The following is a 14,254-nucleotide window of genomic DNA, read 5'->3' on the forward strand; positions in this document are numbered from 1 at the left end:
TTTTTCTTTTCTAACTTGTTGTTTATCTGGTACATAAGAGCGAATGCAGTGTTGGTCTCTGCGGTTCGATCTATTTGTTCGTTAAAAACGAATTTTTTCGGAAAGATCGAACCAATGATAAACTGCTTACCCTCCATATCGGCGTTTTTATATAGTTCAACGATGTTTTTCAAGTTTTTAATGGCTTGATATACTATGCTGAATACGTCCAGGTCTTGGGCTATTTTTTCATTGATCTCATTTATTTTTGCTTCCAGCTTACTAATCGTCTTTTCTGTCTTTACTTTGAGGTTTTATATTCATCGCCGTCAATGATATCTTTAAGAAGGAGCTCGCGTGATTTAGTCAGCCTGTTGTTCTGATCGGTGATTTCCTGGATGTATTGTTTACGTTCCGTTTGGAAGGTTCGAGATGAATTGTTATACGTGTCGCAAACGACATTCCGGAACAGTGCTGCCATTCCTGGTCTTGGAATATATTGTCTTAGCACGGACAGGAAATATTCATTTACCTCCTCTACTTTGTATGTGATCTGACAAGGCGTTTTACAGTGGTAGTAAATATAATACTGGCTCCGTCCTTTTGATCCGCTACCAGTTAACGTTAGCCCGCATTTCGGGCAGATCATGAAACTTCTTAACGGCAGTTGTTTGGGGTTGTCAGTTTAATGAACTGGTTTTCCTTTCTTCCATCTAGTACGTCCTGAACTTCATTGAATAAAACATCATTTACTAATGGTTCATGCAATGCTTTGACAATCTGCGCCTCTTCATTACCCATTTTAGGCACGAGAATCTTTCCGCAGTATATGGGATTAAGTATAGCGCCCCAAAAGCTCATACGGCTGCATTTCATGCCTTTTTCTTTAGCTATTGACCAGATGCGTTCAGTAGGATGAATATCTCTAGCAATGGTTTCAAAACACCATTTCATGTGATCCGCCTCCGGCTGATTTAAAGCAATGTACTTGGAACCATATTCTCTTGTCCGGTTTTTATAGCTAGGTAAAGCCATCCCCATCAATCGCCCTTCTTTGCGCCCAGGGCGCAAACGGTATTTTACGTTGAGTCCCCGCCGGTCATTTTCTACTTCCGGCATGGAGAAGTACACGTCGAGCATGAGTTTCTGTTCTGGGATGGTTAGGTCCAATGGCTGTTCTATCGCCATGGGTATGATGCCAAACCCCACAGTTGGTTAATGACTCTGTATTCGTCCATGGTGTTGCGCGTAAACCTGTCCCATTTGGTAAACATGATGTAGTCACAATTTTTGCCTTTCGTTCTTCTTGGTTCCTGGATCAGTTTTGTCCATTCCGGCCGAAGAAAGGTCTTGGCAGAATAGTCCTCGAAAATTACTTTGCCGATGTTAACGTTGTGGGTTTTGCAGTAGTTTCGAAGCCGCTCTTCCTGATCGCGCTGGGAAAACCCTTTGTCTGCCTGTTCATCAGTACTTACCCTGATGTAGAAGTGTGCCAATGCCATAAATAAAAATTAAAGAGTGCCTTTGGATAAGACATGTATTTTTATGACCCGCTCAGAAATCGCGGGCAAGTCGCAGCAAGCAATTACCGATCTTACCTAGCTGCAGGGATGAGCACATCCAGGTACTGCAATCGGCCACCATGCACCCTGGCGTACTTTTAGCGGGCGAGGGTAAAATCGGTCTTGGAACCCAGTTATTATGCGGACATCACCGCCGTAGAAAAAAATCCCTTAACAGATATCGAAACGATTGAAAATGTGCTGTTTGTCATGAAAGAGGTTAAGGTGGTACTGCGAGGTTGAAGACTATCGAAGATAACGCTCGTCAAAAGATGATACATACAGCACAGACGTGTTTGCTCCGTTGTAGGTTGATTTACCTATGCTGAGTATTACAGACTTTTTGTTTTTCTTCCAGGTATAGACTTCGACAATATTAGGTGAACTGCCTGTCACCGTTTTTTCTGGCCCGAAACCAAAACGATTGGTTAAATTTTTCAGGATAGGTGTTGATTCTTCTGCTGCTTTGGAAAAATTTGCATCATCATAAAAGCTCCCATCCCTGAATAGCGTTCCATAATAACCCCAGGTTATATTGTTCTTAATATAAAACCCGGCTACAGTGCCGTAAAAAGCACCGGCTTTTTTAGCAATAATATCGCCATATTCATTAGTCAATTTATTAACTTTCTTGAAATCAGGATATTTTTGGGCCACCTGTTCCGCCGTTAGGCCAAGCTCAAATCTTGGCCAGTATATAAACCCGTCAAATTCATTATCATAGTCACTTTGCTTCTGCTCCCGCTCCTGGTCGGCATCCGCAGCTAACTTTATAGCTTCGTTTTTTTTCTTATCAAAAGCATCACGGGTGGCCGGATATTGAGTCAGCTTATCCGATAACCTGTAAACATCCCGAAACTTCTCCTCATTGGCAGGCAAAGTCTCGTAGTTTTTCAGATACCGCGCGATCAGGTTTCTGGTATTCTCTAATAAACTATAGTCGTTCATCGCATCCTGTTCTACAATTTTGTACTGGGCCATGATCCTTAGGTAAAGGATTTTAGGATTGGTCGCTTTTAACAGTCCTTCCGCTTCATTCAGTTTAGAAAGCGCCAGTGCATAATCACTTTTGGAATAGGCTTCTTCAGCGTCTTCATATTTTAATCTCGCCATTGTATTTTGTGCCTGAACTGAACCGCCAAACAGTACCCATATCAGGACCATGAAATAAATTCTTTTCATTTATTGTTGTTGTTGTTGTTGTTTAGATTTTACTTTTTTGATTTCAGCTTGTCTTTTTTTACCGGACTCGGCTTTTTTCCTGGCTTTTCTGCAGGGGCTTTTACCGGATTTTCCCAGAAATCCGCGGCGCTAACGGCTGCTTTATCAACAGTTGGCGCCGTTTGCGTAGGTTCCTTGCCATTGCCCCAAAAATCGGCATCGCTATTCTTTCCTAAGGCCCTTCTGCCTTTGTAATCAATTACTCCTGCAACTTCAATTTCCGCATTTTTAACACTTTCCTTAAATTCCGAAAGTCTGTCTTCAGCCTCCTTTTGAGTGTTATAGAAACCAGAAATGGATGGTGTTCGTCCTTTGTTGAACTTGGCTATCTTGTCAAGCAAGATATCCGTAAATTGCCAAGTGCCATCACCGAGCTTAGCGACAGGAAAAACTTCAGACAGGTTCATTAACGCGGTTTCCCTGCCGGAGGATAAAGGAACAATGCTAAAACTAAAGAAATACACCTCATCTCCGGACGTTTTGGTAGATGACAAAGGCATTTTTCCATTCCCAAATTTTTCGATCAGGTTGGTTCTTGCTTCCATCAGCCGCTCTTTGCGTTGCTGAGTTATCAATGCCTCATTAGCTGCCTGCTCCGCCCTTTCGCGTTCTTCTTTTTGAGCCTGCACCTTCGCCTGGTAGGCTTGCTGCCGTTCTCTAGCATTTTCTATTTGCTGCGCAGCAAAAATGCTGCTAACTGTATTTACTGCTGCACTAAGGCCGTTGTTGGTTGTGCCAGCATTATTTACGGCGTTTTGTTTGGACTGAAATGATGCATTAGCCGCTGCTGTATAATTGTCTTTTTGTTCCTGGGTCCATGTTTTAGTTGCTGGTTCAGCTGTTGCCGGTTTCCGCATGATCCCATTTTCAGTTTCTGTGGAAATTTTGCCAGCTCCTGCAACCTGAGTGTTTGAACTGGGCCGGGGAGATGTAGACGAAGTTGCTGTCATGATATCGTCCACGGCTGTCGTATTGCGGACGACACCGTCATTTGAAGGCGCTATTTTGGTGGTCGCCGCATTGATGAAGGCTTTGATCTTACTTTCAATGAAATTGGTTCCATTGAAAAAATTAATCTTCGCGATTTTGACATATACGGAAACTTCTGCTGCCTTCAAGTTCTTGTCAACAGGGCCAAAAACATTGGAACGCCCGTCCACCACTTGTACCCATCGATGCTTTCCATCGGATATGTTTACCTCATAAAAAATGTTGCTTGCGTAGACAGGCGTGAAAGCATCTGTACCTACATGCTGGTTGCCGTAAACTGTCCCATTATAATTATAGCTTTGCAAATAACTCGGGTCCGGGTTCAATGGGGTGCTCTGTGTACTTCTGACATTCAAAATAAGGTTTGCGATCTTCTCCCACCGGTCTACCTTGATGCTGGCCACTATTTTGAAAGAGGATTCGGTCAAACCGTTTCTTTCAATGGGGAGACGATATGTCGCGTTGATATTGTACGAGTTGTGGCTGTCATCTGTCTGGCAGAATGCGGCTGTCAAACTGCCAGCCCCAAAAACTACTGAGATTATTCCCGCTAGCGCTTTTTTCATGTGGTGAATTTTTTGAATAATATATGGAGAACAAATTAAATGGCGCAGGCCTATACACGCAATACCCCTTTATAGGTATTTTCTGACGAGCACTCCTACTGCCCTCCCGGGAAATGATCCGGGATGAAGAACATTATAACGGCAATCCACAAATCAACATGAAAATATTTTGAGGAGAAAAACGAAGCATGATGTCTCAGATATCCCTTATTCTCAGATGAAAAAACGGGCTTGGTGATACAAATCAGCGGCTAAATCGCGCCATTAGACGATGTCAAAGGCAGCCATCAAAAGATGTCACTTACATTTCTTTTTGTTTGAGGTTGTTTTAAGGGTTGGTACTTGATAATTAATTGACTTAAATATAACGGGCGGTCACGCCGTTGATGAGGTCATCGAAGGTCATGATTTCTATGTCTTTATAATCGTTTATGATAACTAACCAAACGTCAGTATTGAAGTCGGATCTTCTTCCCACTACAAGTATGCGTTTTGGATAGTGTACCTGGATGTCATAGGTTTCTTTTGCCCAGGTTCGGTTATTTGGATCGAGGAAATAAGTCCGGTAGATAAGTGTATGGGGAAATATAGGGGTTGATTTCTGAGGAAAACGTTTCACGGTTGATCTTGCCTACGGTTGCGTTGCCCTTTAGATCCGGTAGTTTAAATTCGATAATGTCTACATATCCATTTGGCTTTTTGATCATGAAATCAGGTTTGATGTTTGGCTTGTCTTCACTTTGCCACTCGAATTCCAGTTGTGGGTAGGTTTTTACACCCAGGAAACCCATCGTTAATAAGAATTGGTTTTCGGGTTTTTCCAGGAAACATAAGTTTGCCTAAACAAAATTGATATGTAAAATGCTCCAATATTTTGGAGGAATAGTATGAGGAAATCCAACAAACGCACAGAGTACATTATCATCAAAGTCAGCACCAAGAGCGAGATCGACAACTGCACATTTGCGATACAACATGTTACTCCTTACTCGTTCGCTAAAATGAAAAAAAGGCTGCATGCTTTGAAAGACTTTGAGGGCGGTGCTTCTTTTTACACCAATACTTATTGGGATGCACCTGTAAATTATTACTCCAGCATCCCCGCCGATAAGGACATCGTAAATCAAATATTTTCCAGTTACATCACTTGGGCATACGTAGAGTTGTCACCGGAGGAGCTGGAATCATTTGAGCTCCCCGAAAGTAATCTGGATACACACATCATTTCTATAAATGCTAATGGCGATGGTTTTACCTGTGTTACGGTAAATACACCGATGAAGAATATTTTACAGAAACCTTTTCACTAAAGGAGTTGGTGGAATTGTAGTTTTGGTGGTGATTTTCTTGTGAGTTTAAGAAATTCGGTGGGATTAGGTGATTGATAGAGGTGTCTAGGGAAGGGCTAGACACCTCTGTTTTTACAAAGGTGAAATTAAGTTCCGGCAAATAGCGTAAGTGGAATATAAGTCATTATCGGCTGTTTTTAGTTTTTTGCATAAGGGAAGTTACGCGAAACTTTCCGCATCATATGCTCCACTAAATCGTCTGTAGAGGTGGTAATGTTGTCGTTCATTGTTTTGAAAAAACGCCAAAGTAGGTCGCCAGATTGGCCACTATTTATAGTAAGCGTCAAAGTACCTGTACCAGTTTTGCCGCCAAAACCTCCGAAAACTATTGCAGAGGCAATAGCGCCCGCTTCACTTTTAGTTTGTTCGGTCTCAAAAGAACCGCCAAGAACGGCATCTACTCCTAAGATTTTTGCAATTTCATCTTTTGTCATTTCATCCATCTTATCAGCAATGCCGGCTTTTTTTAACAGAACGTTTGTTTTTTCGACATCCTGAAATTCAACAGTATAGTTGCTTGCCTTCCTAAGCAAAAAGGTATACATGCTTGCCTGAATGGATTTCGACATGGTCTTCTCCTGATCCCTATTGGCTTCCACGTTGAAGTTTTTCGGCATCTTTTTGTAAGATATTTTTGTTGCGAATGGTAAGATTGCAATTAGTTTGTGGTTAGCCTTTTCTGCTTTAAGTTTTGGACTTTCAAATACCTGTTTGGAGCCTTCAAACTGTGCATTTGCAAAAAGAGCGATCATTACGATCGAGAGCGTAAATAAGATTTTTTTCATGTTTATGTTTGTTTGGTTGAGCCAAATATATGATAAACACTGTTATTTCTTTGCTACAATTTTTATAAAGAGGTTGACGTTGTTTGAAATAGTTAGATCATTGGATGGTTTAGGAGCTCGATCTTATTCCCATGGATCAACACCTCCATCCACCACAATCTGCATCATAGTAAATTTAAGGGAAATTATGGTTTATACTTTCGGTTCTGGGATAGGTTGATGGGTACCGAAAATCCAAATTACGTTAAAGAATACGACAGGATTCAAAATCAGCGATTTTTATAATCGGTTTTCAAATCGTCCGATTCATCTTGTTTTAGTCTCTTTATTGATATTAACTTCTTTTGCGTAGATTTCTGAAATGAAAAAAAGTTCGAACATTAATGTGAAAAGGTTACATTAGAAAATATTACAGCATCTTCCATTGCTAAGGACTAAACCAACTTAAATGATTAATGTACATTTCGAATGTGAAATTTTAAGAGCTAGCAGGACAAGGCTATCTCAATTAATGGAAACATGTGATTACGAGACATTATTTAAAATTCCAGAAGGTTTTAACAACAATATAATTTGGCAAATTGGTCATTGTATCACTTCTCAGCAGCGTCACATGTACATGCGTAGCGGGTTACCGATGTATATATCTAACGAATTCGTGGAGTCCTTCAAAATCGGTTCCTCTCCAGGTTCCTGGAAAACTATTCCAGATGTTAATGAGGTGAGACATTTATTGATTGACACGGTAAACCGCCTTGAATTAGATTTGGAATCTGGATTATTTGTTAACTATGAAGCATTCGAGTTGCCCATCGGGTTTCAAGTGAAAAATCATTTCCAGGCATTACAAGCCGCGAACTATCATGAAGCGGAGCATAGTGGAAAGATTTTCACGTATTTGAAGCTGCTACTCCGAGAATGAAGTACTTTGAATTACTTATTGAAAAAATGTCATGATCGGCCAGATGGCATCTCTGTCAGATACCAATTCATACCAGTAATTTACCAATTACAGCTTTACCAGTCGATGAAAAAGCTGGATGTTTATAGAAAAATAAACTTATGAAGATATCGCTTTTCACATTTTTGATTGGTTGCTTGTATAGTTTAGATTCATTTGCTCAGACAAATCAGGTTATTGATACCGCTCAAATTACACCCCCTAAAGTATTCGTATCTGATGACAATTGGTTGCCAATCGATTATGCTAAAAGAACATTTTTAAATCCTTTTATCAATCTATTTCAAGAAAGTGAGTTTGATATAAAGCTTTATTCTGATGTGAAGGTCGAAATTGCCAATCTTGCTAAAAACGCAAATTATCGGCTTTACCTCAAAAACTTGACTACAAATAGTTATGTTCTTATTTCAGACCGCTGGAAATACAATAATTGCGATTCAAGCGCTAATATTTTCATTGATCGCAAATTATTCCATAGGCCATTTAGGTACGAATTATCTGTTATGCCAATGGTTAAATTAGACGGTAAGACCTTAACAGCTTTGAGCAACAAAGTTGCTTACAAAAGCGTTTTAGGAAAGCCCCGAGCTTATTTTACTGTTGATGAGAAACACAGAGTTAAGAAAAATTTCATCTGGTTATATGCATTTCTGGCATATGTTGGGCTAGCCGTTATTTACGGTTGGAAGATCAGGTCAACCTTGGCCGAGAAACAAAAGGAGAAAGCCCAGCTTCAATTAGATGCTGTTCGTTCTCAACTGAATCCCCATTTCTTATTCAACGCACTGGCCGGAATTCAGACATTGATGAATACTAACCAATCAGAACAGGCCAATAGATACTTAACTAGGTTTGCACGATTAACAAGGGCTGTTTTGAAAAGCAATGACCTTATTAGTCTGGATGAAGAATTTAACTTACTGGATGATTACCTTCAAATGGAACAATTGAGGTTCAATTTTAAATATGAGATCGCCACAGATCCCAATCTCGATCTTAATAATATTGAAATACCCTCCATGTTATTGCAACCATTTATAGAAAATGCGGTAAAACATGGCATGGCCAGTTTAAACAGCGATGGACACATCCATATTTCGATACTTCAAATAGGAAGTGATCTTGTTCTTAAGATAGAAGATAACGGAAAGGGTTTTGATACCTCCAAAACTTACGTAGGTTTAGGTTTCGATTTGAGTACGAAACGCATAGCGCTTTTAAACAAAATCTATAAAAAAGATCCAATTCTATTAAATATGGAATCCAAACCAGGACGGACAATAGTAAGTATTACTTTAACAAAATGGCTGTAGGATGAAAGCGATTATAGTTGATGATGAACCTGCCAATGTAAAAAACCTCACCGTTTTATTGAACAAGTATTGTCCGCAAGTAGAAATAGTAGGCGCTGCAAACAACAATCCGGACGCATTCTCACTTTTTGAATCAAATAGACCACACCTTATATTTTTGGATATCCAACTGGATGACGATTCTGGTTTCAATCTGCTTAAGTTGCTGCCAAAAAAAGACTTCGAGGTGATCTTTGTTACCGCCTATGATAACTACGGAATACAAGCTATCAAATTCGCCGCATTAGATTATATTTTAAAGCCAATTGACATTGATGAACTGGTATCTGCAGTAAATAAAGCAGAAGTTAAGCTAAAAGAGAAACAGCAAACCATGCAGCTAGATTTTCTGGTAAATCATATTAAGCGGGATCACACTGTGCCCCTTAAAATAGCTTTACCGCAGCAAAAAGAAATCATATATGTGTTGCTAACTAATATTGTGCGTTGCGAAGCAGAAGGTACTTACACGTTCTTTTACCTACAAAATGGTGAGAAAATATTGGTCTCTAAAGTACTTAAGGAGTATGCAGAACTTTTAGAAAATAATGGATTCATAAGAACACACCAAAGCCATTTAATAAACCTCAGCTTTGTAAAAAGTTGGTTGAAAGAAGATGGTGGTATGATACTGCTAGAAACCGGAGAGAAAATACCAGTATCCAGGCCACATAAGGACAAAGTTAAAAGCCAACTAACGGGGTCAGCTTTATAATATCGTTTATATCTAGTGGATTTCTGCATTATAAATCAACTTTTGAACCGTGATCAGGTTCCACCTAAAAATCACTCTTAAACGAAGTGATTAACCAACTATGACTTTGAGGACGGACGATAATTTGTTATCTTTATGTGATGAATGTCATTCGAAAAATAGCGATGGTTGCAAACCATGTCAAAATGGAGGAGGAGGATTATCTCGATGTTTTATTTTGGTTATCACAGCCTGTTTCTGAAAGACTTGCTGAAGTATGCAGACTCAGAAAAAATTATTTTTCAGCAGATAAAATTGCTTTTCCAAGTAAAATAGAAAAAGTAGTTCATTTTAGAGAGACATGATTTTTGAACAGGATTTCATAGACTTTATCGATTTATTAAATAAACACGAAGTTCAGTATATGATAGTCGGAGCTCATATCTCGATTGGGTTTTGAGGAAATTTATCTGTATTTTTGTTAATCATCAAAGCAATATTGAACATGAGCACTTTAAAATATCCATTGAACAATGCCCAGATGGAGCTGATGAAATTATTTGGCACCGACCTTTCTAGTTCTGATTTAAAAGATCTGAAAAACTTGCTTTCGCGTTTTTTTGCTGATAAAGCGATTAGATCGGCTGATCAGGTTTGGGATGAAAAAGGGCTTACGAATGATGATATGGATCGTCTGCTGAATGAGGAGCACTAAAAAGCTGACAGTCGTTGTTGATACCAATATCCTGCTTGTTTCTGTTTCTAGTCGATCAAAATACCATTGGCTTTATCAGTCCCTTATAGACGGTGCTTTTCATATTGCCATTACACATGAAATCCTTTTAGAATACGAGGAGATTATCAGCAAACATTGGAATGCTGAGGTTGCCGTAAATGTTATAAGATCTCTTACTGAGCTGCCAAACGCAATCTATACACCTATCCACTATCAAATGAATTTAATTACTTCAGATGATGAAGATAATAAATTTGTAGACTGTGCTTTTGCAGCAAATGCAGATTACATCATTACACATGATCATCATTTTGATGTATTAAAGACCATTCCATTTCCTCGTATACCACTTGCCGATATTAATCAGTTCAAAACCATTCTACAACTAAAGAGGATAATTAGGTAATTGCAGGTATGAAAGCTGTGTGCAATTAATAATGGACTAGAAACCGGAGAGAAAATACCAGTATCCAAGCCACATACAGACAAAGTTAAAAGCCAATTAACAGGATCAACTTTGTAGGGTTACATAAACATAAACGCTTTTAAATTAACTGCTGCTGGTTCCTTTCTTTGCTCCGATAATTCCTGTAGCCGGAGTTTTAAACCTTTAAGGTCTATTAGCTTTCCTTTCTTAGGTTCCTTCACCGCGGTAGCTGGAACTGGACCAATAGTTACTTTCGAGGCGATCCAGTTGATGTGCTCACGGGGCAATACCACTTGTAAAATCATCCCCGGTAATCCTGTAAAAGATTCCGGACCACCCGAAACAGGAATCTGATCCGTGTAAAAAGCCACAACGTACAGTGAGTCTTGTGTAATTCCGTTCGCCCTGCGACAGCTATAACCTGCAATATCACGCAGTTCCTCTGTCAACTTCCAGCGAATTTTACGGATACTATCTTTAACCAGGTAGGTAGCGTCATATATGGTTTTCTGGCTGACAAAAGTGTGATTTTCATGATTCATGTAGATCGTGCTGTTTTGCAATGCGATTTGCGGAGTAGCGAAAAAGCCAGATGATAAACTGCCTGTCATTGGAGTAAAAAGTGTTTCCTCTCCGCTAAAGCTTAATTTGCTTTCTAGTCGAGCAAACTGGGGTTGCTGCTGTTTATATTGTTCAAAGGCAAGCTCACTGGTATTATCGCCATTTGGCTTCAGTAAAGCATACATGTTAATGGTCTTGGTGTATTCCACCGTTCCGGAAGTGATCAGTCCGGTTTGTTGTCCCATTGCTGCCGAAATGCCGGATAATTTTAGAAAGAAAAGAAGTAAGAAGAAATTTTTCATGGTTTGATTATTTGCTGGAGTTTAGACTGTGGTTAAAATCATAGCTGAGCGACAGTATAAAATAGCGTTTAATGGTTGTGTAAGTATTTTGGGTGATCAGGCTGCTGTTTATGCTGCGGTTAAATCCGGTATTTTGGTTAAGCAAGTCATTTACAGCCAGCGATAACTTCAGGCTTTCGGACTTCAGAAATGGTTTGCTGAGTGTTGCGTTGAGCAGCAGTCTTTCAAAGGGCGCCGGAAATATAGCAGTTGCTGCCGTATACTGATAGTTTGCATTCGCAGCTAGCTTCAATTTTCCTGGCAAATAAACATTCAGGTCAGTGGTTGCGTTAAATCCACGGCCGTTGTTATTCCGTTCAGGTTGTAGCGATGCTGCGCCAAAGGTATAGCTAGGTCCAACAGTTATATAAAAATCATAGCGCTGCTCCGCGTATTTAGTAAATCTCGCCTGTAGCCTGTAGGTGTTGTTGTAGTACCGGTTCAGCAAATGGTTAACAAAACTGTAACTTGTCATTCCGCTGAAATCAAAATTGAGACCTGCGCTCAGATCCAGTGGCTTGATCTTACGGTCGTAAAATAGGGCCAGATGCGCACTAGTTGGTTTGTGATCGTACAGGTTAATAAACCCCGTAATACTTTTACCAACAGAATCCGTCATAACCTGATTCACTATCGCCCCTGTGTTGAGTGTGTAACTTCCCAGTATCCCTACCAACTCGCCGCTGGCTGGCTCATGAGATTGATAAAAAGTAAAGAAGCGGTGACTAAAATCAGGTTTTAGGTAGGGATTTCCGCTGGTGATGTTGAGTGGGTCATTATTGATCAACACCGGTTGCAATTGACCCACATTTGGAGGGTTGGCATTACCGTTATAAAGGAAACGTAACGATGCCTGTTGCGAAAATTGGTAAAGCAAATTTGCCTGCGGATTCAGTAAAAGAAACTGGCGACTAAATAAATTGCTGGTGAAACCATTCAATTGACTGAAGTTGACTAAGCTGCCATTTGCGCCACCGTCCAATATTAACTTTCCGACCTTAAAGTTGAGCACGGTACTCAACTGCTGGGTGGTTTGTGTCAGTTTAAAATCGTTGCTGTATAAACTATCCAGTAGGTTATATTGGCCATTTGCGGTGCGGTTATAGGATTGCCTGTTTGACTCGGCGTTGCCGCTGCCAAGACCGTATGTCAGGGTCAAGGCCACGTTTTTAAAAATGGGTTCTGTATAGGTCAAACTGCTGTTGAACGCCTGGTTGGTTAGGTGAAGGGGTTTGAACTGGTCAATCTTTGCAGTGCTATCTAGATGGCCTGTCAGGAAAAAGTCCAGCTTCGTGTTCAAATAGCTCTCGGTGTTACTTTTATCTGCAGCCTCCATCAAATAAACCGATATGGTCCGTCCTTCCTTCTTCAACTTATGGCTGTACAAAACACTTGCGCTAAATTGGTTCTTGGATCCGCTATTCTTTAGAGTAGTATAGTTCTGGTTAAGTAGCTGCCCGGCTGTGTAGCTCTTTGCTGTATAGATGCTGTTGGCTTTTATGCTTTTTTGCCCGCCACTAAACGCTATTTTCAGTTCCGTAGCTGGGCTGATTTTTAATTGATAAGCCAAATCAACAATTTGACGGGAAATGGAATTGTAGAAGTTTCGGCTCGCGTTGCTGCTAATGGTACCCGAAGGAAGATTATTTTCGCTCTCGGTCTGTTCATCGCCGTCAACATTGAGCGCGCCTGTTTTAAAGTTGATGTTGAGCGATTGTTTGTCTTGCTGCCATTTACGGTCATAGTGCAGTCCGCCGGTCCTCGCCAGCGGATATCCCTGACCATTGTAACGGCCTGAAAATGATTCCAATTCATCGCCACTTTCTACATGTATGACAGAGCCCTGTTGGGAAAGATCAACGTTAGATGAACCATATTTGGCATTGTCCTGCCAGTCAAGATTGGTCTTGCCATCGTTACCCCATATCCCGTAGGCAGACAGCTTTTGCTTGGGCTTAAACAGGTTAAACATCCCCTCGCTTTTATAGTATTTATCCGTGCCGGCTCCGGCTGAGGCCTTGCCGAAATAGCCATTTTTCTTGTCTTCTTTTAAAACCACATTGATCGTTTTGTTTTTGACACCATCATCGATACCCGTAAATGTGGCCTGGTCGGTTTTTTTGTCGTACAACTGAATCTTGTCTACCATGTCGGCGCGGATGTTTTGCGTGACCAGGGTGGGGTCGTCACCAAAAAACTCTTCACCATCTACCAGTACTTTGTTGACGGTCTGGCCTTGAGCGGTAATGCGCCCGTATCTGTCCACCTGTATACCCGGCAACCTTTTCAGCAAGTCTTCTACTTTATCATTTGGGTTTATTTTATAAGCTTTAGCGTTGTACTCGGTGGTATCGCCCTTAATCTTAACCGCCGAGATCGTCCCTTTGATCATCACTTCATTCAGCAGCACGGCACGGGATATTAGCTTAATATTGCCAAAGTCTTTCATCAGATGATTAGTATCCAAGAGGAATTCTTCAGTATAGTCTGCATAGTCAGGATAGGTTGCCAGCAAGAGATAACTTCCGCTGGTTAGCTTGCTTAGCAAAAAGCCTCCATCTGCCTTACTGCGCGTAAAGGCTTGTATTACCGAATCTTTTTTGTTCAGGATAACGATAGAGGTACCGGTTACAGTGACCGTGCCTTTGATGCTATGCTTTTGGGAAAAAACAGGCAAAGCAAGGGCCATTAGCCATAAAATGGCTACTAATTTAAATCGGTTCATAAAAG

At 40.5% G+C, this 14,254-nt stretch carries 17 protein-coding genes; 8 read left to right on the forward strand and 9 right to left on the reverse strand.

The window, feature by feature from the left end:
- Positions 1–280 precede the first annotated feature (280 nt).
- From ACXZ1K_RS08760 to ACXZ1K_RS08785, 6 genes are all read right to left on the reverse strand, one after another.
- A complete protein-coding gene (locus tag ACXZ1K_RS08760; protein WP_458973005.1) occupies positions 281–628 on the reverse strand; it encodes a recombinase zinc ribbon domain-containing protein in 348 nt (115 codons plus the stop codon).
- A gap of 8 nt (positions 629–636) precedes the next feature.
- Positions 637–1,167, reverse strand: coding sequence for a recombinase family protein (locus ACXZ1K_RS08765; RefSeq protein WP_458973006.1), 531 nt, complete (start codon positions 1,165–1,167; stop codon positions 637–639).
- Positions 1,158–1,481, reverse strand: coding sequence for a recombinase family protein (locus ACXZ1K_RS08770; RefSeq protein WP_458973007.1), 324 nt, complete (start codon positions 1,479–1,481; stop codon positions 1,158–1,160). The genes ACXZ1K_RS08765 and ACXZ1K_RS08770 overlap by 10 nt, the downstream gene beginning before the upstream one ends.
- Before the next feature lie 306 nt (positions 1,482–1,787).
- Positions 1,788–2,723 (reverse strand): hypothetical protein, encoded by a 936-nt coding sequence (locus ACXZ1K_RS08775; RefSeq protein ID WP_458973008.1) that lies wholly within the window; start codon positions 2,721–2,723, stop codon positions 1,788–1,790.
- 29 nt (positions 2,724–2,752) lie between these two features.
- Positions 2,753–4,318, reverse strand: a complete 1,566-nt coding sequence (locus tag ACXZ1K_RS08780; protein ID WP_458973009.1) for a hypothetical protein — start codon at positions 4,316–4,318, stop codon at positions 2,753–2,755.
- A gap of 358 nt (positions 4,319–4,676) precedes the next feature.
- Entirely contained in the window at positions 4,677–4,937 is a 261-nt protein-coding gene (locus tag ACXZ1K_RS08785) for a hypothetical protein (protein ID WP_458973010.1), read from the reverse strand.
- A gap of 268 nt (positions 4,938–5,205) precedes the next feature.
- On the opposite strand from ACXZ1K_RS08785, the gene ACXZ1K_RS08790 reads away from it, so the two are divergent.
- Entirely contained in the window at positions 5,206–5,628 is a 423-nt protein-coding gene (locus tag ACXZ1K_RS08790) for a hypothetical protein (protein ID WP_458973011.1), read from the forward strand.
- Between the two features lie 176 nt (positions 5,629–5,804).
- Here the strand turns inward: ACXZ1K_RS08790 and ACXZ1K_RS08795 are convergent, their stop codons facing one another.
- On the reverse strand, positions 5,805–6,452 hold the full coding sequence (locus ACXZ1K_RS08795) for a hypothetical protein (RefSeq protein WP_458973012.1): 648 nt from the start codon (positions 6,450–6,452) through the stop codon (positions 5,805–5,807).
- 135 nt (positions 6,453–6,587) lie between these two features.
- Between ACXZ1K_RS08795 and ACXZ1K_RS08800 the strand changes: the two genes are divergently transcribed.
- The 7 genes from ACXZ1K_RS08800 (at position 6,588) to ACXZ1K_RS08830 (ending at position 10,601) form a co-directional block, all read left to right on the forward strand.
- Positions 6,588–6,737 carry a sterol desaturase family protein gene (locus tag ACXZ1K_RS08800; RefSeq protein WP_458973246.1) on the forward strand — a complete coding sequence of 50 codons (150 nt, stop codon included), beginning with the start codon at positions 6,588–6,590 and terminating at the stop codon, positions 6,735–6,737.
- A 163-nt stretch (positions 6,738–6,900) separates the two neighbouring features.
- Positions 6,901–7,374 carry a DinB family protein gene (locus tag ACXZ1K_RS08805; RefSeq protein WP_458973013.1) on the forward strand — a complete coding sequence of 158 codons (474 nt, stop codon included), beginning with the start codon at positions 6,901–6,903 and terminating at the stop codon, positions 7,372–7,374.
- A gap of 140 nt (positions 7,375–7,514) precedes the next feature.
- On the forward strand, positions 7,515–8,726 hold the full coding sequence (locus ACXZ1K_RS08810) for a sensor histidine kinase (protein WP_458973014.1): 1,212 nt from the start codon (positions 7,515–7,517) through the stop codon (positions 8,724–8,726).
- A 1-nt stretch (position 8,727) separates the two neighbouring features.
- Positions 8,728–9,480, forward strand: a complete 753-nt coding sequence (locus ACXZ1K_RS08815; protein WP_458973015.1) for a LytR/AlgR family response regulator transcription factor — start codon at positions 8,728–8,730, stop codon at positions 9,478–9,480.
- A 185-nt stretch (positions 9,481–9,665) separates the two neighbouring features.
- Positions 9,666–9,824 carry a hypothetical protein gene (locus ACXZ1K_RS08820; protein WP_458973016.1) on the forward strand — a complete coding sequence of 53 codons (159 nt, stop codon included), beginning with the start codon at positions 9,666–9,668 and terminating at the stop codon, positions 9,822–9,824.
- A 140-nt stretch (positions 9,825–9,964) separates the two neighbouring features.
- Positions 9,965–10,174 carry a hypothetical protein gene (locus ACXZ1K_RS08825; RefSeq protein WP_458973017.1) on the forward strand — a complete coding sequence of 70 codons (210 nt, stop codon included), beginning with the start codon at positions 9,965–9,967 and terminating at the stop codon, positions 10,172–10,174.
- Positions 10,161–10,601 (forward strand): putative toxin-antitoxin system toxin component, PIN family, encoded by a 441-nt coding sequence (locus ACXZ1K_RS08830; RefSeq protein ID WP_458973018.1) that lies wholly within the window; start codon positions 10,161–10,163, stop codon positions 10,599–10,601. Before ACXZ1K_RS08825 ends, ACXZ1K_RS08830 begins: the two co-directional genes overlap by 14 nt.
- Positions 10,602–10,720: 119 nt before the next feature.
- Here the strand turns inward: ACXZ1K_RS08830 and ACXZ1K_RS08835 are convergent, their stop codons facing one another.
- Positions 10,721–11,485: a GLPGLI family protein gene (locus ACXZ1K_RS08835; RefSeq protein ID WP_458973019.1), complete on the reverse strand. Its 765-nt coding sequence runs from the start codon at positions 11,483–11,485 to the stop codon at positions 10,721–10,723.
- Positions 11,486–11,492: 7 nt separating this feature from the next.
- A complete protein-coding gene (locus ACXZ1K_RS08840) occupies positions 11,493–14,249 on the reverse strand; it encodes a TonB-dependent receptor (RefSeq protein WP_458973020.1) in 2,757 nt (918 codons plus the stop codon).
- Positions 14,250–14,254: the final 5 nt, after the last annotated feature.

Source organism: Pedobacter jaeyakensis (assembly GCF_054461315.1).